Source organism: Pseudomonas sp. S49 (assembly GCF_009866785.1).
Taxonomy (GTDB): Bacteria; Pseudomonadota; Gammaproteobacteria; order Pseudomonadales; family Pseudomonadaceae; genus Aquipseudomonas.
Window position 1 is genome coordinate 6391454 of the sequence record NZ_CP019432.1, and the last position, 19174, is coordinate 6410627.

Sequence of the window (19174 nt, forward strand, 5' to 3'; positions counted from 1 at the left end):
ACAGTTGTGTGAGGCCCGTGACATGTAGCCGCATTCCATTCTCAGTGTAGGAATTGTTCACGTCGAGACACATTTGGACACTTTCATGAATGTGTCCGAAGGGTTAGGCTGCGCGTTCATTTCGCCAGCACCCAGACAATGCTCCAACAATTTCTGCATGACTTTGGCTACTTTGCCTTGTTCCTCGGCACGTTTTTCGAAGGCGAAACCATTCTGGTGCTCGCGGGCTTCCTCGCGTTCCGTGGATACATGGACATCAATATGGTGGTGGTCGTGGCGTTCTTCGGCAGCTATGCCGGCGATCAGCTGTGGTACTTCCTCGGCCGCAAGCACGGGCGCAAGTTACTCGCGCGCAAACCGCGCTGGCAGATGATGGGAGATCGCGCGCTGGAGCATATTCGCAAGCATCCGGACATCTGGGTGCTGAGCTTCCGTTTCGTTTATGGCTTGCGCACGGTGATGCCGGTGGCGATCGGCCTGTCGGGTTATCCGCCGGGACGTTATCTGCTGCTTAACGGCATTGGCGCTGCGATCTGGGCGACGGCGCTGGCCGCTGCGGCTTACCACTTCGGTGCGGTGCTGGAAGGCATGCTCGGCAGCATCAAGAAGTACGAGCTATGGGTATTGGGCGCGTTGCTGGTGCTCGGCGTTGGTCTGTGGCTGCGCCGCCGCTTCAAGAATGCGCGATTGGCCAAGCAGGTTTACGCCGACGAGCAAGCCGCGAAAGCGGCACTGCTGAATCAAGCCGAAGCGTCCAAACCTGCCGAACCGAAGACGCCAGCCGAGTAACTCGCTGGCGACTGGCTACAGCCCGCCGGCACTGAGCGGGCTGGCCGACGCTTTCAGTCAGATACGTCACTTTTATCCTCGCTGCTCTGGCGCATTCAAGTTCGCCAGCGGCGTTCTCACGCCGGAAATCTCCCGCTTGTTACGCAGCAGGCAACCGCAATTAATGAACACCCCGCCGTTGTTGCGATCCATGTAGAAAGCGTTCCATGCAGGTGCAGCCACCACTTCAGCCTATGGCAACGCGCGACAATTTAGTGGACATTTAGCGCCATGAATCTGGAGAGAAACCCATGAGCAAAAAAGTTGCAGTGATCCTGTCCGGCAGTGGCGTGTACGACGGCGCCGAGATCCATGAAAGTGTCATCACCCTGCTGCGCCTCGACCAACGCGGCGCCCAGGTCCAGTGCTTCGCCCCGAACATCGCGCAATTGCATGTGATCAATCACCTGACCGGCGAAGAAATGCCCGAGTCGCGCAATGTGCTGGTGGAATCGGCGCGCATTGCACGTGGCAACATCAAGGACATCCGCGAGGCCGACGTCGACGACTTCGATGCGCTGATCGTGCCGGGTGGGTTTGGTGCGGCGAAGAACCTTTCGAACTTTGCCGTTGAAGGCGCAGGCTGCAGCGTGCAGCCGGAAGTGCTGGCGCTGGCCGAGGCGTTTGCCGAAGCAGGCAAACCGGTGGGCCTGATGTGCATTTCCCCGGCATTGGCGGCGAAGATCTATGGCCCGGGCGTGACCTGCACCATCGGCAATGACGCCGACACGGCCACGGCGATGAACAAGATGGGCGCCACCCACGAAGACTGTGCGGTGACGGAAATCATCGAAGACAAGGCGCGCAAACTGGTGACGACCCCTGCTTACATGCTGGCGCAGAACATCAGTGAAGCGGCGTCGGGGATCAACAAACTGGTCGATCGCGTGCTCGAACTGACCCACGAAAACGATGCCTGATCCCCCCGTATGATCGTTCCCACGCTCTGCGTGGGAATGCCGCCATTGGCGCTCCGCGCCTGCTCACTTTGGCGTTACATTTGCGGTAAGACCGGAACGCAGAGCGTCCCAAGACGCATTCCCACGCGGAGCGTTGGAACGATCATCATAAGACTCAGGGTTTGCGGGTCAGGCGTGTGAGGATCCGGTCCAGCGCATTGGCAAACGCCTGTTTCTCGCGATCGCCGAACGGTGCGGGCCCGCCGCTCATCTGGCCTTGCTCGCGCAGATCGGTGAACAGGTTGCGCACGGCCAGCCGCTCGCCCATGTTCTGCGCATCGAACTCCTTGCCGCGCGGATCCAGCGCCGCGACGCCCTTCTTCACCAAACGATCGGCCAATGGAATATCGCTGCAAATCACCAGCTCACCCGGTACCGCGTGCTCGACCAGATAATCGTCCGCCGCATCCGGGCCGCTCGGCACCACGATCAGTTTGACGATGGCCAGCCCCGGCTTGATCTGCGGCTGCCCGGCCACCAGCACCACTTCAAACTGACGCTTGAGGGCGAACTTCACCACCAGATCCTTCGCCGCCCGTGGGCAGGCATCGGCATCGATCCACACACGCATTTTCTTTACCTCTAAAAGCAAAAGATCGTAGCCTTCGGCAACTCCTACAGAGTGCGCGTCGCGCCGCAATATTGCGACATGCTACGCCCCTGTAGGAGCTGCCGAAGGCTGCGATCTTTTAAGGGAGCACTCAATCAAGCAGCCGAAACCCGCCGCTTCTCCGCCATCCAACTGCGCCCGTACAACACCACAATCGCCAGAATCGCCACCGCCTGCGCCGTCAACGAATAGGCATCGGCATGAATCCCCAGCCAATCGAATTCAAAGAACGCCACCGGCCGCGTGCCGAAGATCCCGGCTTCCTGCAACGCCTTCACGCCATGCCCGGCAAACACCACCGACAGCGCACACAGCAGCGCCGCGTTGATGCTGAAGAACAGCGTCAGCGGCAGTTTCGCCGAACCGCGCAGGATCACCCACGCCAGACCCACCAACAGCACCAGTGCGGTTGCACCACCCGCGAGCACCGCGTCATGCCCGGCCGGGCCGGCCTGCAGCCACAGGGTTTCGTAGAACAGGATCACTTCGAACAACTCGCGGTACACCGAGAAGAACGCGAGGATCGCGAAACCGAAACGTCCGCCGCCACCGACCAGACTGCTCTTGATGTAATCCTGCCAGGCCGCTGCGTGGCGACGGTCATGCATCCACACGCCGAGCCACAAGACCATGACACTGGCGAACAGCGCCGTCGCGCCCTCAAGCAACTCACGCTGAGAACCGCTGACATCGATCACATACGCCGCCAGCGCCCAGGTGCCGAGGCCGGCCAGCAGCGCCAGGCCCCAACCGACGTTGACGCTGCGCACCGCCGATTGCTGGCCGGTGTTGCGCAGGAACGCGAGGATCGCCGCCAGCACCAGAATCGCTTCCAGACCTTCGCGCAGCAGAATCAGTAAACCGGAGATGTAGCTCAGGGACCAGCTCAGGCCATCGCTGCCAAGCAGGCCGGCAGACTCTTTCAACTTGGCCTTGGCCGCCTCCAGACGCTGCTCGGCCTGCTCGACCGGCAAGCCGTCCTGCAACGATTGCCGATACGCCATCAGCGATTTTTCAGTGTCCTTGCGCACGTTGGCGTCGACGTTATCCAGCGAACTCTCGACCAGTTCGAAGCCTTCCAGATAGGCCGCGACCGACAGGTCGTAAGCCTGATCGTGTTCACCGGCGCGGTACGCGGCAAGACTCTTGTCCAGCGTTGCGGCGGTGTAGTCGAGCAACTGCGCCGGGCCACGCTTGACCTGCGGCGGCTGCGCGCGTTGTGCACGGAACGTCGTCGCCGCTTGGGAGCCTTCGGCAGCCTGTACTTCGGCCGGGGTCTGGCGAGCCAGATCGGCGATGTTGTAGGTCTTCTCAGACTTGGCCGCCGCCGGATCGGCGCTGAAGCCAGCGATGTAAGTCGCCAGATCCCAGCGCTGACGATCGTCAAGCTGATCGGCAAACGCCGGCATGTCGGTGCCTTCGACGCCTTGGCCGAGGGTGTTGTAGATCGCATACAGACTCAGGTGATCCATCCGCGCCGCATCACGCAGATTGGCTGGCGCCGGGCTCATGCCGAGCCCCGCCGGGCCGTCGCCGGCGCCGCTGTCACCGTGGCACACCGAGCAATTCTGCGCATAGAGCGGCGCACCACGGCTTGGGTCCGGGGTGATGATCGGTGCCTGACTGACTTCATACGCCACCGCCAGTTGCGCGCCCAACTGCCGCGCCTGACGGGCCACTTCGGCGCCGTCCTGCTTCGCGGTGATCGCTGCCTTCAATGCGCTGACACCTTGCTCCAACGCAGCTTTTTCAGGCTTGGCCGGCATACCGGCGATCAAGCCTTGCAGCGCCCGCGTGAACTCCAGTTGCTCGCGGTATTCGGCGTCATCGACAACCTTGCCCGCCGCTACCGTCGGCGGGTAATCCGCGCTGATGTAATCGAGCAGGTGCAGCGCTTGCGGCGCGCCTTCCACGGTATCGGCCAGCAGATTGAAGCTGCTCAGGGCAAACAACGGGAACACCAGCCAGGCCAGGAAACGGGACGAGGCAGTCATGAAGAATTCTCAAATGGAAATGCGAAGTTACATATTGTTCACTTCGAACGCATTTCCCTCAAGCTTTGTCGGCATTCAGCGCAACGCCGCTGCGTGCAGCGAGCTGATTGATCGGCTTTGAAGCGTCATCCATGGCACCCCGGCAGCTGCAAAGCGCCCGTATAATGCGCCATCATTTCGCCCTCTCCGTTCAAGGAAGAACCCGCTAATGCGCCACTGTTTGTTGCCGTCCCTGCTGATCGCCACCCTTGTGCAACTCAGTGGTTGCGCCGCTTACCGTGATTACGACATGGAACTGCAACAAACCACGCAACAGCTCAAGGCCGGCAATATCGACGCCTCACTGGCCTTGATCGAGGCGCACAACCCGGATGAAGAGAAGGATTTGCTCTATTACTTCGAGAAGGGTGCGGTGCTGAGCGCTGGCGGTGAGTTCCCGCAGAGCCAGGTTGCCTGGCGCAGCGCCGAGCAAATGGTCATACAGCGCCAGGACACCATTGAAACCACGGGCGACAAATTGCTCGCCGCCATGGGCAATCACTGGGGCAGCATCATCAATGACAAGCTGCGCCGCTACGATGGTTACGACTACGAAAAAGTCATGCTGACCACACAAATGGCCCTCAACCAACTGGCCATGAATGATTTTGACGGTGCTCGCGCCGACATCAGGAAAACCCACGAGCGCGAAGCGCTGATCGCCCGGCAACGGGAAATGGAATACGAGCGTGTCGAAGAAGCGGCCAAGGCCAGCGGCGCCCGCGTCCATTACAAGGATCTGCAAGGCTACCCGGTGGTCATGCTGGAATCACCCGCCGTCATTGCCTTGAAAAACGGCTACCAAAGCGCGTTCAGCCACTATCTCGCCGGGTTCACCTACGAAGCACTCGGCGAGAAAGACCTGGCAGCGCCCGGCTATCGTCAGGCGATCGAGCTGCGCCCGGACATGGCGTTTTTCCAACAGGCCTTGCGCGACCTCGACAGCCCTGGACTGAAGGCAGACGAAAGCGATGTGCTGATCATCGTGCAGAGCGGCCTGGCGCCGGCCCGCAGTTCCGTGCGCGTGCCCTACCCGGTGAAGCTCGCGGACGGGCAAGTCATCGTTGCCAATGTTTCGTTTCCCGTGATGATCCCTGACACCTCAACCCCGGCGTTCAATCAAGTGGGTATTGATGGTCGACAGAAAAAGCTGATCGCGGTCAACAGCATTACCGACATGTCTTTGCGCACCCTGCGTGACGACATGCCGGGCATTATCCAGCGCACAACCTATCGGGCATTTCTGGCGGCCGATGTTCAGGCCACGGACAATCGACGCGATCCGAGCAAAGCCTCCTACGTCACTCACTGGGACGGTTTCGAGCAGGCCGACACCCGCACCTGGCGCACCCTGCCTAACCTCACTCAGGTTGTGCGCCTGCGTTTGAAAAAAGGTGACCACCTGATCAGCCTGCCCAACACGCCCGGGGTTGCGCCACTGAAGATCCGCATCGACCAGAAACGCCAGGTCATCGGCCTGCGTGCCTTGGGTGATCGGGTGTTTGCCAATGGCAGCGCATTCCAGTCGGATGTGGCGCCGGCAAAGAGCGTGGTATCCAACCTGAAATAAGTAATGGCACCAAACTAACAAGTGCGATTAAAAAGCTATTACATAGCCATCACCACCCGCTTATAATGCCGCGCCCTCGCTATCGCGAAACGGCATTAAAGCTCCTCTGGTTATGAGGAATTGGCAGGAGGCCAACGCCACTGTCGATGGGTCACACCAGCCCGACCAGCATTCGCGGCTGTATTTACTCCAGGGAAGAAGTACCCCCATGGCATTCCGCGCCCCCACTCTGATCGCGCTCAGCGCCGTCACTCTGCTGTCCGGCTGTTCGGCGTTTCGCAACTACGACTCCGAACTGGCCCAGACCAATCAGCAACTGGCCTCCGGCAACGTCGACGCCGCGCTGACCCTGCTGGAAAAGAACAACACCGGCCCGGACAAAGACCTGCTTTATTACTTCGAGAAAGGTGAGTTGCTGCGCGCCAAGGGCGACCTGTCCGGCAGCCAGAATGCCTGGACCAGCGCCGATCAAGTGGTGGGCAAGTGGGAAGACTCGGTCAAACTCGACACCGACAAGTACCTGGCTCAATTCGGCAGTTTCCTGGTCAACGACAAAGTGCGTCGCTACGAAGGCTACGACTACGAAAAAGTCATGCTGACCACGCAGATGGCCCTGAACCTGCTGGCGATCAACGATTTCGACGGCGCGCGCACCGCGATCAAAAAGACTCACGAACGTGAGGCAGTGATCGCCGAACTGCGCGACAAGGAATACCTCAAGAGCGAGGAAGAGGCCGAGAAAGAAGGCATCAAGACTCAGTACAAAGACTTGCAGGGTTATCCGGTCGCCAGCCTCGACGCGCCGGAAGTGGTTGGTCTGAAGAACAGCTACCAGAGTGCGTTCAGCCATTACCTGTCCGGTTTCGTCTACGAAGCTTTGGGCGAAAAAGGCCTGGCTGCACCGGGCTATCGCAAGGCCGCCGAGCTGCGCCCGAACACGCCGCTGCTGGAGCAGGCGCTGGTTAATCTCGACAAGCCGAGCAAGTCCGACGACAGCGACATCCTGATCGTGGTGCAAAGCGGTCTGGCGCCGGCCCGCGATTCGATCCGCGTACCGTTGCCATTGCCGATCTCCAACAACGTGGTGATCACGCCGCTGTCGTTCCCGATCATCAAGCCTGACACTTCCACCGCGACGTTCGCGCAGATCGGCGTTGATGGTCAGCAAGTCGATCTGACCGCGCTCAACAGCACCACTGCCATGTCCCGCCGCGCCCTGCGTGACGACATGCCGGGGATCATTCTGCGCACCACCGTGCGGGCGATCACCAAAGGCGTGGCGCAAAAGCAGATCAATGAAACCAACCCGCTGGCCGGTCTCGCCGTGGGTATCTCTTCAGCTGTGCTCGAAGGTGCCGATACCCGTACATGGCGCACCCTGCCGGACAACACCCAAGTGGTACGTCTGCGTCTGAAAAAGGGTGAGCACCAGGTCAGTCTGCCGAGCGCCGTCGGCGGTTCGCTGGTCAAGGTCACCGTCGATCAGCGTTATCAGGTGATCACCCTGCGCGCCGTGGGCAACCAGGTGTTCGCCGGTGGCCTCGCCGCACACGTCATCCCGAGCGCCAGCGCGACCAACGTCGCCAGCCTCAAACAACCTTAAGAACGGAGTCTTTGCATGCGCTTCAAACTCATCGCCGTCGCCGCCCTCGCCTTGCTGGCGAGCGGCTGCGCCACCCCGCCACCGCCAGAGCCGGGCAGCGCCGCGAGCAAAGTCGTGGCCATGGGTCCGCAGAAACACATCGTCGTCGGCGCCATGCGCGTCGCCCGCGAAAACGGGTTCATGACGGTCAATGTGCAGTTGAGCAACACCCTCAACAGCAACAAGATTTTCTACTACCGCTTCGCCTGGCTCGGCGCGGAAGGTTTCCCGATTGCCGAAGAAGAAGTGTGGAAAAGCCAAATGATGTACGGCGCCCAGACCAGCTTCATTCAGGGAATTGCCCCGACCCCGAAAGCCATGGACTTCCGTCTGGAAATCAAGACGCCGTAAGCCTGTCACCCAATTCCTGTTTTAGAGAGCACTCCCATGTTTGCACGCTTTTCCTGCATCGCCGTTATCGCCCTGCTGGCCTCCGGTTGCGCCAACACTTCGCCGACCCTGGGCAGCAAGAACATCAGCTACGGCGACACCAAAGCGGTTGAAACCGTAACCAACGAATTCGGTTCGACCGACCTGCAAATGATCGCCGAATCGATGACCCGCTCGCTGGCCCAGTCCGGCATTCTGCAGGGTCGTCCGGTGGTTCAGGTCTACGACGTGAAGAACAAGACCAGCGAGTACATCGACACCCGCGAAATCACCACCAGCATCAAGACTCAGCTGATGAAGACCGGTGTTGCGCGTTTCGCCAGCGACAATAACGCCATGCAAAGCCAGGTTGATCAGCTCAAGCTGCAAAACCAGAGCGGCCTGTACAAGAAGAGCACCGTGGCCAAGACCGGCAACATGGTTGCCGCCAAGTACCGCATCGAAGGCTCGATCAGCTCGATCGTCAAGCGCAGCAGCGACTACAAGGACGTCTTCTACAAATTCAGCCTGCAACTGATCGACGTTGAAAGCGGTCTGGCCGAGTGGATGGACGAAAAAGAGATCCGCAAAACCACGGAGCGTTAATTGATGCGCGCATGGATTGGCATGATGGCCCTGGCTTGCGCGTTCAGCGTGCAAGCGGCCCCGAAAGTCGCGGTGACGGATCTGGCCTATCAGGAACGTGTGGAGCAATACATCCACATCGTTTCGGCCCAGAGCAATCACCGCGAGGGTTACTACAGCTCCAGCGGCTCCTCGAGCTACAATGAGATCGAAGCGAGCACCAGCTACATCGAGCAAGGCGAGTTGCGCAAATTCACCGGCGACATCAAGGGTGAAATCCTGCGCACCGGCATGTTCCAGCTGGTGCAGGGCACGCCGTACACCGCGTCGTCCAAGGGTGACGTCTATGACGTGATCAAACGCATCAAGGCCGGCAACTTCAAAGGCGCCGACTATGTGCTGTTTGGTACGGTGTCGGACATCGACTTCACTCAGGACGTCAACGAGCTGGCGAACACCGACAGCTATTCGGCGGTGCTGGGCCTGACGTTGGTGGCGGACTTCAGCCTGATCAACACCAAGACCTTCGAAATCACCTCGGCCTTCACGGCGATGGGTGAAGCGCAGGACACCAAACTGGTGAACCATCGCGACATCAAGATCTCGCTGAACCGCCCACGGGTGGTGCGTGACGTGTCGAAGGCGCTGGGTGAGGACGTAGCCGGGCAACTGAGCATGCAGCTCGGTGGCGGCGGTTACGAGCAGCCGCGCGAAGCACCGCAGCGCAACAATCTGCCGCGTGATACCGCGCCGGTGATCTTGCGCTGATGACTGGCTCCTGATCATTCCCATGCTCCGCGTGGGAATGCATCCCGGGACGCTCTGCGTCCCAGCCACAAAAAAGGCGACCGGCAAAGGTCGCCTTTTTTGTGCCCGCGATGTTTATGCCGCCGCTTTGCGCAACGTTGCCATAAACGCCGCCGCGCCGATGAACAACCCGGCAAACGTGCGGTTCATGCGCTTTTGCTGCTGCGGTGTGCGCAACAGACGCAGGACCTTCGACGCCAGACCGGTGTAGCCCGCCATTACGATCAGGTCGACGAAGATCATCGTCACACCGATCACCACGTACTGAATCAGCAGCGGCGCGTGCGGATTGATGAACTGCGGCAGCACCGCCAGCATGAAGACCAGAGCCTTGGGGTTGCTGATGTTCACCAGAAAGCCGCGGAACACCAGCGCCAGCGGCTTGCCGATCGGCCGCACCGCCGCGTCATCGCTCATGTCCATGGGCAGCGCGCGCCATTGCTTGATGGCCAGATAAACAAGATAAGCCACACCGAACCACTTGATCGCGTGGAAGGCCGTGGCCGAAGCGGTCAGGATCGCGCCGACACCGGCGCCGACAATCGCGATTTGTACCGCCAGGCCAATCTGCAGGCCGAGGGCGTTCCAGTAACCGCGCCAGAAACCGTATTGCAGACCGCTGGACATCGACGCAATGGCGCCAGCACCCGGGGACAGACTGATCACCCAGCAGGCGGCAAAAAACGCCAGCCATGTTTGAAGCTCCATCGCACACCTCGACTCATGCTCGTGACAAATGCCTAAGCTAATGCGGGTTTGAATGGATGACTACCGATTTTTTGCTGAATGTTGCAGGTGCTCGCGAAGGCGTCAGAACAGACGCCGCAGAATCTACTTCTCGAAACCGCTCGACGGAAACACATCCGTCCCGCGCCAACGCCGCACCGAGCGCTGGAAAAACAAGCTGTTCGGCACCTGCACCATCGCGCTGCCAGTGCCCAATTCCTCAGCCTCGATCAACGTGGTGTAGAGCAGATTGATCGCCACCACCCGGCCTTTGACGCCTGGCTTGTCGGTGGTATCGACCAGCTCGACGATATCCCCCAACCGAAACGGCCCGACCGTGAAGATCAGAATCGCGCAGAGCAGGTTCGACAGCACGCTCCACATCGCGAAGAACGCCACCGCCGCCACCGCGACGAACCCCGACAGCGCCGTCCACAACACCGTGGCCGAAACACCGAGGCGTTCCAATACGAAGATCAGCGCACTGCCCATGATCAGCCAGCGCAACACGCCCCGCAGCGGCATAAGCAATTGCGGCGGAAACGGATAGCGCTCACCCAACCGCGTCAGGCCTTTGGCAACGAAGCGCTGGGTGAGGTAACCGGCCAGCAGGATCAGCAGAATCTGCACCGTGAACCAGACCGGCTCGACCCACACCGCCGGTAGCGGCAGCTTGAACGCTTCCATCAGGACAGCGCCTCCAGCTCCGCCTGCATGCTTTCCAGCACCTCGAGGGCTTCCATCCACGCCTCTTCCAGCTCGCCTTCACGAACCTTCAGCTTGGCCTGCTCGGCGAGCAGATCACGCAATTCGTTCTTGCGCGCCGGCTCGTAGATGTCGCTGTCACCAAGGCTGGCGTCGACCTTGGCGAGCTTCTCGTGAAGCTTGCCCAGTTCGGCTTCGAGCTTGTCGGCTTCACGCTTGTGCGGGGCCAGTTGCTGACGCAACGCAGCCGCCGCCTGACGCTGGGCCTTCTTGTCGGTCTTGTCCGGGTTCACCGGGGTGTTGCTGACCGGGGCATTGCGCTGACGGTATTCCACCAGCCAGCGCGCGTAGTCTTCGAGGTCGCCATCGAACTCTTCGACCTTGCCGTCAGCGACCAGGTAGAAGTTGTCGGTGGTGCTCTTGAGCAAGTGTCGATCGTGAGACACCACCAGCACCGCGCCGCTGAATTCCTGCAGCGCCATGGTCAGCGCCAGGCGCATTTCCAGATCGAGGTGGTTGGTCGGTTCGTCGAGCAGCAACAGGTTTGGGCGCTCCCAGGCGATCAGCGCCAAGGCCAGACGCGCCTTTTCACCACCGGAGAAATTCAGCACCGGCTCATCGATGCGCGCACCACGGAAGTCGAAACCGCCGAGGAAATCGCGCAGGGTCTGCTCACGCTCGGTCGGCGCCAGACGCTGCAAGTGCAGCAATGGGCTGGCCTTGGAATCCAGCGAATCGAGCTGATGCTGAGCGAAGTAGCCGACCACGGTGTTCTCGCCACGGGTCAGGCGCCCGCCGAGCGGTGACAGCTCGCCGGCGAGGTTCTTGATCAGCGTCGACTTACCCGCGCCGTTCGGACCCAGCAGGCCGATCCGCGCACCCGGGGTCAGTTGCAGCTTGACCTTCTCCAGGATGGTTTTGTCGCCGTAGCCCAAACGCGCATCGGACAGGTCGATCAGCGGGCTGGAAATCTTGGTCGACTCGCGGAAGACGAAATCGAACGGCGAATCAACGTGGGCCGCCGACAGCTCTTCCATCCGCTCCAGTGCCTTGATCCGGCTCTGCGCCTGACGGGCCTTGGTCGCTTGCGCCTTGAAGCGGGCGATGTAGCTTTCCATGTGCGCACGTTGCGCCTGCTGCTTCTCGTAGGCCTGTTGCTGCTGGGCCAGACGCTCGGCACGGGCGCGTTCGAATGCGGTGTAGCCGCCGCGATACAAAGTGATCTTGCGCTGATCGACATGCGCGACGTGATCGACCACTTCATCGAGGAAATCGCGGTCGTGAGAAATCAGCAGCAAGGTGCCCGGGTAGCTTTTCAGCCACTCTTCGAGCCAGATGATGGCGTCGAGGTCCAAGTGGTTGGTCGGCTCGTCGAGCAGCAACAAGTCCGATGGGCACATCAATGCCTGCGCCAGATTCAGACGCATCCGCCAGCCACCGGAGAAATCGCCTACCTGACGATCCATCTGCTCGTTGGTGAAACCCAGACCGGCCAGCAGCTTGCGCGCTCGCGCATCGGCGGTGTAGCCGTCGGCGCTGTCGAGTTCGGCGTGCAGACGAGCCTGAGCGGCACCGTCATGCGCCGCTTCGGCGGCGGCGAGGTCACGTTGCACCTCGCGTAGACGCAGGTCGCCATCGAGCACATAGTCGACGGCAAGCCGCTCGAGCGTCTCGATCTCCTGGCGCATGTGAGCGATGCGCCAGTCGGCTGGCAAGTAGCAGTCACCCGAATCCGGGTGCAGCTCACCCCGAATCAAGGCGAACAGGCTGGATTTGCCGGCGCCGTTGGCACCGATGAGGCCGGCTTTGTGGCCGGCGTGCAGGGTCAGCTCGGCGTCTTCTAGCAGACGTTGCGGGCCACGCTGTAAAGTCAGGTTCTGAAGTCGGATCATAATGGCGGCGGAGTCTACCAGCTTCGCTCACAACTGGCGCGAGTAGCACGATGTCCTCTGACCTGTGGAGCTTTTCCCTTGCCACCTACGCCCGAGCGGGTGTGGAAGATGCCTGCCTGCAACTGCAAACGGCGGGCGCCAACGTGTGCCTGCTGCTCTGCGGTTTATGGCTGGAACAACGCGGGGTGACCTGCGATGAACAACGCATTGGCGTGCTTCAGGCATTGACCGAGCCGTGGGATATCGAAGTGGTGCAGCCCCTGCGAACACTGCGCATGCAATGGAAAGCGCGTGCGCTGGATGATGCGGTGTTGAACGGCATGCGCGAGCAGATCAAATCACTCGAGCTGGAAGCTGAGCGAGCGCTGCTGTCACGGCTTGAAGGTGTGGCACAGGAGTGGGCGCGAAACGACGCAGGTTCAATGACCTGGCTTGAAGGTTTGGCCGGCACAGCGGCCAACCCGAACCGCGACGCGCTGCAAGTGCTGCGCGTCGCGGCTACCGGCACTTAGGAAGCGCTGGTTGGGTTGTTGCTGACGCTCGACACAGCGGCTGGCGTTGGCGCAGTCGAAGGGGTCGAGGTAGTAGCGGCAGGTGCCGGTGCAGCTGGCGCAGCCGAAGTTGTCGGTGCGGCAGGTTTTGCGGCGGGTGCGGTGGCCGGTTTGGCAGCGGCTGGTTTGGCAGCGGCTGGCTTTTTAACGGCTGGTTTTGCAGCTGGCTTGGCGGCGGGTTTTGCAGCAACAGGCTTAGCAGCAGTCGCTGGTTTGGCAGCAGCGGCCGGTTTAGCGGCTGGTTTTGCGGCAGGCTTGGCTGCTGGCTTGGCAGCGGCATTCACGGCTGGTTTGGCAGCAGCTTTAGCTGGTGCTTTTGCAGCAGGTTTGGCGGCAGCTGGTTTAGCGGCAGTCTTGGCAGCTGGTTTTGCAGCAGCAGTTTTAGCAACAGGTTTTGCGGCAGCTTTGGCAGCAGGTTTAGCGGCCGGTTTGGCAGCGGCGGTTTTCGCTGGAGCAGCTTTTGCTGCAGCTGGTTTGGCGGCTGGTTTAGCAGCGGCGGCACGGGTAGCCGGCTTGGCAGCGGCAGTACGCGCAGCAGGTTTTGCCGCCGTGGTTTTAGCCGCTGGTTTTGCAGCGCTCGCCGCAGCAGGTTTCTTCGCTGCAGGTTTTGCGGCCGCTTTGGCAGCTGGTTTTGCAGCGGCTTTCACCGGTGTTTTTGCAGCTGGCTTGGCAGCGGTTTTAGCAGCAGCTTTTGCAGCAGGCTTGGCCGCTGCGGTTTTCGCTGGAGCTTTTGCAGCAGCAGGTTTGGCAGCTGCTTTCTTCGCCGGTGCCGCTGCCGGTTTGGCGGCGCGGGTGGACAACACTTTACCCACGGCTTCTTGAACGCGGCCCACGCCCTGGGCCAGCTTCAGGCTTTCCTGAGCATCGCGCTTGAGTTGCAGAATGTAGCTGCGAGTGTCCGACTGACGATCCTTCAAGGCATCGAGCAGGTCTTCCAGTTCTTTCACGGCGCCTTTGGCTTTGGTCTGTGCCTTGGCTTTGCCGGCGGCAGCTGCGTCCTGCAATTTGGTGCGGGACTTGTGCAGTTTTTCTTGCGCCTTGCCGCGTTGCTTTTCCAGTTTGGCGAGCAGTTTTTCAGCATCAGCCAAGGCTTGCGAGCAAGCGTTTTCCAGATGCTCGAGCAAGCTGCCCGAGAGTTGTTGGAGTAAGTGCAACGGAGTATTTACAGGCTTCTTGGTGGCCGACATGGTTTACCTCCTGGCTGACGTGAGTGCGGCTCATACTAGACCTCTGCAGTTACCGCCGCTAGGGCATCTTGACAGTATCGATTGCGTTGCGTTGCACCGAATCGAAAATGTTCTGCGTGAAGGCAAAAGCAGTTCACCGTTGCAGACGTTCGCGCTGGCATAATCCACCGCATCTCAGGACGGAGTGTGCCCATGTCGCGCTACTTTTTTTTATCCCTCTGCATGCTTGTTTCGGCCGCTCACGCTGACGAAAAAACCACCGCGAACGATGCTCACGATCTGGCCTACAGCCTCGGTGCCAGCCTCGGTGAACGGCTGCGTCAGGAAGTCCCGCAACTGCAGATTCAGGCACTGGTCGATGGTTTGCAACAAGCCTATCAAGGCAAGCCGCTGGCGCTGAGCGAAGCACGTATCGAACAGATTCTGGCCGATCATGAAGCGCAAAATGCCGAACACTCTGCACAGCCATCCAGCGATGCGGCGATGGAAAACGAGCAACGTTTTCTCACCGCTGAAAAAGCCAAACCGGGCGTGAAGGAACTGGCCGATGGCATCCTGCTCACCGAGCTGACACCTGGCACGGGGACCAAGGCCGGTCCCGATGGAAAAGTGCAGGTGCTGTATGTCGGGCGACTACCCGACGGCACAGTGTTCGACCAGAACACTCAGCCGCAATGGTTCAATCTCGACAGCGTGATTGCCGGTTGGCGCACCGCGTTACAGAACATGCCAGTGGGTGCGAAATGGCGACTGGTGATTCCCTCCGATCAGGCCTATGGCGCCGACGGTGCCGGCGACTTGATCGCACCGTTCACACCGCTGGTGTTTGAAGTGGAATTACGTGGCGCGACGAGTTGAGCAGGCAATAAAAAACGGTGCGCTTTCGGGCGCACCGTTTTTTTTCGATCAGGGAAAAAGATCAGGCCTGAACCGGATCTTCTTCCTTGTGTGCTGTATGCAGTACTTCAATCAGGCAGTCTTCAAGTTCGAAGCGCTCGTGCAGCAGGCCTCCGAGCTCTTTGAACTTCTCCGCTACGCATTTGCCTTCATCGCACAGGTCGTTGAACGCGAGCAGCTTCTCGGTGATGACATCGATGCGCGGATAGATCGTCTCGGCGAGTTCGAGGCCGCGCTTGTCGTTGAACGCCTTGGCTTCGCCAGTCAGCTGTTCGTAGATTTCGAAGTGCCCGGCCGACACATAATCGACCAGTACACCGCAGAACTCCTGCAAGGGCTTGCGGCTCTCGGACAGCGAATCAGGCTCTGCGCCGAGCTTGTCGTAGGCACCGATCAGATCTTCACGCTCCTGCAACCAGCGGTCGATCAGCAGATGAACTCCACCCCAGCGTTCCTGAGCATTCTGACAACTTTCGAGCATGGCGATCTCTCTTCCCTTGTGGGTCATGCTGCTCTACACCCGCGCCCCTCTTTTGATTTTGGCTAGGGGGTCGGCCGGGCAGAGCGTCATCGAGCAACATAAATCCAATGACACGTGCGGGCCAGATTATGCCCGCACGCCTATGGCTTCAAGGTACGCAGGAGATAAAGTTCATACAAGTGTTTAATCCCGCAGCAGCACCGGGTGCGACGCTTCGCCGCTGAGCGGTCGTTGCAGAGCACTCCAGACCAGCCGCAACAATTGATAAACCGCCAGAATCGATACCGCGACAAAGAACAGCAGGCTCCATTCCGGGATGCTCAGATCGAACAACGTCCAGGAAATTTCCGCACAATCGGCACCGCCGCTAAACATCCGCTGCAACGCACAGATCCAGGGCAGACCAGTGAACAACAGCTCCGGGGCAGGCGCGCAATTGAGCAGTTGCAGCAGCGGATCGCTCTGGATCAGCACCTGCCGCCAGGCAGCCGTGGTACCTCCCAGACTCGCGCCCAGCGTCAACAGCCAGTAGAGCCACAAACCGACACGCTTGGGGCCGTGCACCGCCGCCAGGCCACTGGATACACACAGCAACGTGAGGAACAGGCGCTGCACCAGGCACAGGCTGCACGGCGTCAGACCAACAGCATATTCAAGATAATAGGAAGCTCCCAGAGCAAAGGCCCCCGCAGTGAAAGCCATGAAGAACAAGGAGCGTGAGCAGGCCAACGACATGGCTTTTCCGTAACAGTAGAGACAGACGGTTACGGTAGAGGAAAGCGTGTCAGCCTTTCAAGGCGAGGCCCTGCCGACAGTTCACCAGAGGTGTAGGGAAAACCCGACAGGTTCGAGAGGAATCGGTGTAGTCAGTTGTAGGAATTCGCCTCGGGCGCTCGCTGAAGTTGAAATTTCAACCACAAAAGGTAAGCGAGGGAGCTGCCTCCCCCGCCACTTCAGACGTGCGCCGGAACCGGCAATGGCGCGGCCAGCAGGCGCTCATCCAGCAGCCCCAGACCCTCCTGGAACAACTGATTGCTGCGCTCGGTATCGCCCAGCTGTGCGAGCAGCCGTGCCAGTTCCGCACAGGCTTCAGGATTGCGCTGCACACGCAGGCTGCTTTCCAGATAGTCCCGCGCCTTGCCCCACAGGCTGGTTTGCAGACACAGGCGGCCAAGGGTCAGCAGCAAGCTCGGATCGTTCGGGTGATCCTTCAGCCAGCCTTCGGCAGTTTGCAACTGACGGGCCGGATCGCTACCGCGCACCAGACCGTAGAGACGGGCCAGATGGCTGTCGTACTTGCGCTTGAGGGCCGTGCGCAGCACTTCTTCCGCTTCGACCTGAGCACCCAGCTGACGCAGCTGTTCGGCGTATGCCAGCACCAGCGGCGGCTCCTGACGCTGCGCCGAAGTGAGCTGCTGCCAGGCACGTGTAAGCGACTGCAAGCCAACACTCCCGTCCTCTTCGCGCTGCGCTGCCAGCGACAGGTTTTCCCCCCAGGCGCGGCGCTCAAGCTCTGCCAGTTCGGCGGGCGGCAGGACTTTGTCCTTGCGCAATTCCGGCAACAAACGAATCACCGCCGACCATTCGCCGCGCTGCTGATACAAGCGCTGCAACTGACGCAGCGTCTGCGCATTGTGCGGATGACGATCATGCATCGCTTGCAGAGTCACCAAGGCACCGTCGGTATCGCCACGGTCGGTCTGCAACTGCGCATGACTCAGAGCGATCGCCAGTTCCGCCTGCGGCTGACGCTCCAGTGCACGCTCCAGCAATCGATCGCACTCTTCGTAATTGCCTTGCTCATTGGCTGCGCGGGCAGCACCGAGGTAGTACAGCAATGGCTGACGCTCGGCTTCAGCCGCTCGATAAAGATGACGCTGAGCACTGGCCCAGCGACCTTCGGCCAGATCCAGTTGGCCATGCTCGATGGCCACCTGCACACGCCGGCTGCGGTTGCGTCGCGACCATGGATTGACCACACCGCTCGACGTCATGACCAGCTCGACCAGCGCCTTGATGCCCCAGATCAGCAACCACAGCACAGCGATTACCGCCAGTGTCGCCCACAGGCTCGACTCGTAGCGGAAGCTTTTGTAGGCCACCAGCACGTAACCGGAATGCTCGGCAATCGCCAGACCCAGCGCCGCCGTCGCCGCGATCACCAGAAACACGATCACATACAAGCGCTTCATGGCGTGGCCTCCTGCGCGGTGTTGACGGCAGGTTTGGCGAAAGGTTTCACCGACTCTTCAGCGTTAACGTTGCGCCGCTCAAGGTAGGCTTGCACCGCACTCAGCGTGCCAGCCAGGTCCGGCGTCGTGACCGTAACCGGTTCCTTGCTCAGCTCGGCGACCTGTTCGAGCATCACTTTGCTTTGCGGATTGTCCGGGTTGAAATTGCCCTTGAGCACATCACGCGCCTCAGCCAGCGCCTGGGTATAGACCGGCGCCTGCCCGTTGAGCGCAGCCCACTGCGCCTGCTCCAGTGCTAGGCTGAGGGCCAGACGCACTTGACTCAGGCTCTGCCCGGCCAGCAGCGGCCGCACGTTTTTGTCAGCGTTGAAATCGATGCGGATGTAGCGCGAGACCTGATCCCACCACTGCGCCCAACGACTGGCGCCGTCACCGTCGGCGGTCAGGCCCAGCAGCGACTCGCCGCGATCCTTGTACTCCGGCGCCAGCTCGGTGAGGTCGATGACCTGATCACGCAATGCGCCGAGACGCAGGAACAGACCGGTGCGATCCGGTTGTGCAGTGCTGCGCAGCGCTACGAGGGTTTTCGCCACTTGCTCGCGAGCGGCGAAGGAACCGGGATCGTTTTGCTCACGGAGGATTTCGTCAGCGCCCTGCACCAGCGCCTGAGCGCTGCTGATGTCCTGCAACGCCGACAGCCGCAGGCTGGCCAGGCGCAGCAGGTGCTCGGCCTCGGCCAGACGCCAGTCCTTGCGGCTGGCACCGAGAACCGTCTCCAGGCGTTGATTAAGGCGCTGTTGATCGCCCTGAAGTTGCGTCACCAGACGCTGGCGCTCGGCAAGTTCGTCGGCCCCCGGCAGTTGCGCGAGGCGCTCGGTCAGGCGCTGCTCATTGAGCTTCAGGCTCTGCGCCTGATCGTTCAATGCCTGCACTTCACCGGACTGCTGCTGAGTATTGGTCTGCAGGTGACGGACCTGCCAGACACCCCAGCCACCGATCGCGACGCCGGCGGCGCCGAGCAACAAGGCGACGATGGCCAATCCATTGCCTCGGCGCGGCTCTGTGGCCGGCGGTGGAGTTTCAACCTGGGTTTCAATCACAGGTTGCACATCATCTTTAGGCAAGGCTGTTTCGCTCACG

19 protein-coding genes are annotated in these 19174 nt (G+C 60.6%); 9 read left to right on the forward strand and 10 right to left on the reverse strand.

The window, feature by feature from the left end:
• Positions 1–138: 138 nt before the first annotated feature.
• Entirely contained in the window at positions 139–789 is a 651-nt protein-coding gene (locus PspS49_RS28420; RefSeq protein ID WP_150749816.1) for a DedA family protein, read from the forward strand.
• Positions 790–1079: 290 nt separating this feature from the next.
• Entirely contained in the window at positions 1080–1748 is a 669-nt protein-coding gene (gene elbB, locus PspS49_RS28425; protein WP_038359087.1) for an isoprenoid biosynthesis glyoxalase ElbB, read from the forward strand.
• Positions 1749–1902: 154 nt separating this feature from the next.
• On the opposite strand, the gene PspS49_RS28430 is transcribed toward elbB, so the two are convergent.
• Positions 1903–2358 (reverse strand): YaiI/YqxD family protein, encoded by a 456-nt coding sequence (locus PspS49_RS28430; protein ID WP_007911138.1) that lies wholly within the window; start codon positions 2356–2358, stop codon positions 1903–1905.
• Positions 2359–2492: 134 nt separating this feature from the next.
• Positions 2493–4391 carry an FTR1 family protein gene (locus PspS49_RS28435; RefSeq protein ID WP_160042297.1) on the reverse strand — a complete coding sequence of 633 codons (1899 nt, stop codon included), beginning with the start codon at positions 4389–4391 and terminating at the stop codon, positions 2493–2495.
• Between the two features lie 208 nt (positions 4392–4599).
• On the opposite strand from PspS49_RS28435, the gene PspS49_RS28440 reads away from it, so the two are divergent.
• From PspS49_RS28440 to PspS49_RS28460, 5 genes are all read left to right on the forward strand, one after another.
• Positions 4600–6000 (forward strand): hypothetical protein, encoded by a 1401-nt coding sequence (locus PspS49_RS28440; RefSeq protein ID WP_160042299.1) that lies wholly within the window; start codon positions 4600–4602, stop codon positions 5998–6000.
• A gap of 208 nt (positions 6001–6208) precedes the next feature.
• Positions 6209–7603, forward strand: coding sequence for a hypothetical protein (locus PspS49_RS28445; protein WP_150749819.1), 1395 nt, complete (start codon positions 6209–6211; stop codon positions 7601–7603).
• 15 nt (positions 7604–7618) lie between these two features.
• Entirely contained in the window at positions 7619–7993 is a 375-nt protein-coding gene (locus tag PspS49_RS28450; protein ID WP_127930191.1) for a YcfL family protein, read from the forward strand.
• A 36-nt stretch (positions 7994–8029) separates the two neighbouring features.
• On the forward strand, positions 8030–8617 hold the full coding sequence (gene lpoB / locus PspS49_RS28455; protein WP_016772610.1) for a penicillin-binding protein activator LpoB: 588 nt from the start codon (positions 8030–8032) through the stop codon (positions 8615–8617).
• A gap of 3 nt (positions 8618–8620) precedes the next feature.
• Positions 8621–9364, forward strand: coding sequence for a hypothetical protein (locus PspS49_RS28460; protein WP_038359108.1), 744 nt, complete (start codon positions 8621–8623; stop codon positions 9362–9364).
• 114 nt (positions 9365–9478) lie between these two features.
• Here the strand turns inward: PspS49_RS28460 and PspS49_RS28465 are convergent, their stop codons facing one another.
• From PspS49_RS28465 to PspS49_RS28475, 3 genes are all read right to left on the reverse strand, one after another.
• Positions 9479–10111 carry a LysE family transporter gene (locus PspS49_RS28465; RefSeq protein ID WP_095049367.1) on the reverse strand — a complete coding sequence of 211 codons (633 nt, stop codon included), beginning with the start codon at positions 10109–10111 and terminating at the stop codon, positions 9479–9481.
• Between the two features lie 123 nt (positions 10112–10234).
• Positions 10235–10816, reverse strand: coding sequence for a mechanosensitive ion channel family protein (locus PspS49_RS28470; protein ID WP_095119850.1), 582 nt, complete (start codon positions 10814–10816; stop codon positions 10235–10237).
• Positions 10816–12726, reverse strand: a complete 1911-nt coding sequence (locus PspS49_RS28475) for an ATP-binding cassette domain-containing protein (protein ID WP_127930193.1) — start codon at positions 12724–12726, stop codon at positions 10816–10818. The genes PspS49_RS28470 and PspS49_RS28475 overlap by 1 nt, the downstream gene beginning before the upstream one ends.
• Positions 12727–12776: 50 nt before the next feature.
• Between PspS49_RS28475 and PspS49_RS28480 the strand changes: the two genes are divergently transcribed.
• Positions 12777–13238, forward strand: a complete 462-nt coding sequence (locus tag PspS49_RS28480) for a TIGR02444 family protein (RefSeq protein ID WP_160042301.1) — start codon at positions 12777–12779, stop codon at positions 13236–13238.
• Here the strand turns inward: PspS49_RS28480 and PspS49_RS28485 are convergent.
• On the reverse strand, positions 13235–14464 hold the full coding sequence (locus PspS49_RS28485) for an AlgP family protein (protein WP_160042303.1): 1230 nt from the start codon (positions 14462–14464) through the stop codon (positions 13235–13237). The genes PspS49_RS28480 and PspS49_RS28485 overlap by 4 nt on opposite strands.
• 192 nt (positions 14465–14656) lie before the next feature.
• On the opposite strand from PspS49_RS28485, the gene PspS49_RS28490 reads away from it, so the two are divergent.
• Positions 14657–15322 carry an FKBP-type peptidyl-prolyl cis-trans isomerase gene (locus PspS49_RS28490; protein ID WP_127930196.1) on the forward strand — a complete coding sequence of 222 codons (666 nt, stop codon included), beginning with the start codon at positions 14657–14659 and terminating at the stop codon, positions 15320–15322.
• A gap of 61 nt (positions 15323–15383) precedes the next feature.
• On the opposite strand, the gene rsd is transcribed toward PspS49_RS28490, so the two are convergent.
• The 4 genes from rsd to PspS49_RS28510 form a co-directional block, all read right to left on the reverse strand.
• On the reverse strand, positions 15384–15842 hold the full coding sequence (rsd, locus tag PspS49_RS28495; protein WP_127930197.1) for a sigma D regulator: 459 nt from the start codon (positions 15840–15842) through the stop codon (positions 15384–15386).
• Positions 15843–16025: 183 nt separating this feature from the next.
• On the reverse strand, positions 16026–16577 hold the full coding sequence (locus PspS49_RS28500; RefSeq protein ID WP_127930198.1) for a disulfide bond formation protein B: 552 nt from the start codon (positions 16575–16577) through the stop codon (positions 16026–16028).
• Positions 16578–16795: 218 nt separating this feature from the next.
• Positions 16796–18034: a heme biosynthesis protein HemY gene (locus PspS49_RS28505; protein ID WP_127930199.1), complete on the reverse strand. Its 1239-nt coding sequence runs from the start codon at positions 18032–18034 to the stop codon at positions 16796–16798.
• The gene (locus tag PspS49_RS28510; protein ID WP_127930200.1) at positions 18031–19173 is read right to left on the reverse strand and encodes a uroporphyrinogen-III C-methyltransferase; all 1143 of its coding nucleotides are present in this window, start codon (positions 19171–19173) and stop codon (positions 18031–18033) included. The genes PspS49_RS28505 and PspS49_RS28510 overlap by 4 nt, the downstream gene beginning before the upstream one ends.
• Position 19174 lies beyond the last annotated feature (1 nt).

Coding starts and splice junctions, on each gene's coding strand:
- PspS49_RS28420 (WP_150749816.1), top strand. CDS start 139: ATGCTCCAACAATTTCTGCATGACTTTGGCTACTTTGCCTTGTTCCTC.
- elbB (WP_038359087.1), top strand. CDS start 1,080: ATGAGCAAAAAAGTTGCAGTGATCCTGTCCGGCAGTGGCGTGTACGAC.
- PspS49_RS28430 (WP_007911138.1), bottom strand. CDS start 2,358: ATGCGTGTGTGGATCGATGCCGATGCCTGCCCACGGGCGGCGAAGGAT.
- PspS49_RS28435 (WP_160042297.1), bottom strand. CDS start 4,391: ATGACTGCCTCGTCCCGTTTCCTGGCCTGGCTGGTGTTCCCGTTGTTT.
- PspS49_RS28440 (WP_160042299.1), top strand. CDS start 4,600: ATGCGCCACTGTTTGTTGCCGTCCCTGCTGATCGCCACCCTTGTGCAA.
- PspS49_RS28445 (WP_150749819.1), top strand. CDS start 6,209: ATGGCATTCCGCGCCCCCACTCTGATCGCGCTCAGCGCCGTCACTCTG.
- PspS49_RS28450 (WP_127930191.1), top strand. CDS start 7,619: ATGCGCTTCAAACTCATCGCCGTCGCCGCCCTCGCCTTGCTGGCGAGC.
- lpoB (WP_016772610.1), top strand. CDS start 8,030: ATGTTTGCACGCTTTTCCTGCATCGCCGTTATCGCCCTGCTGGCCTCC.
- PspS49_RS28460 (WP_038359108.1), top strand. CDS start 8,621: ATGCGCGCATGGATTGGCATGATGGCCCTGGCTTGCGCGTTCAGCGTG.
- PspS49_RS28465 (WP_095049367.1), bottom strand. CDS start 10,111: ATGGAGCTTCAAACATGGCTGGCGTTTTTTGCCGCCTGCTGGGTGATC.
- PspS49_RS28470 (WP_095119850.1), bottom strand. CDS start 10,816: ATGGAAGCGTTCAAGCTGCCGCTACCGGCGGTGTGGGTCGAGCCGGTC.
- PspS49_RS28475 (WP_127930193.1), bottom strand. CDS start 12,726: ATGATCCGACTTCAGAACCTGACTTTACAGCGTGGCCCGCAACGTCTG.
- PspS49_RS28480 (WP_160042301.1), top strand. CDS start 12,777: ATGTCCTCTGACCTGTGGAGCTTTTCCCTTGCCACCTACGCCCGAGCG.
- PspS49_RS28485 (WP_160042303.1), bottom strand. CDS start 14,464: ATGTCGGCCACCAAGAAGCCTGTAAATACTCCGTTGCACTTACTCCAA.
- PspS49_RS28490 (WP_127930196.1), top strand. CDS start 14,657: ATGTCGCGCTACTTTTTTTTATCCCTCTGCATGCTTGTTTCGGCCGCT.
- rsd (WP_127930197.1), bottom strand. CDS start 15,842: ATGCTCGAAAGTTGTCAGAATGCTCAGGAACGCTGGGGTGGAGTTCAT.
- PspS49_RS28500 (WP_127930198.1), bottom strand. CDS start 16,577: ATGTCGTTGGCCTGCTCACGCTCCTTGTTCTTCATGGCTTTCACTGCG.
- PspS49_RS28505 (WP_127930199.1), bottom strand. CDS start 18,034: ATGAAGCGCTTGTATGTGATCGTGTTTCTGGTGATCGCGGCGACGGCG.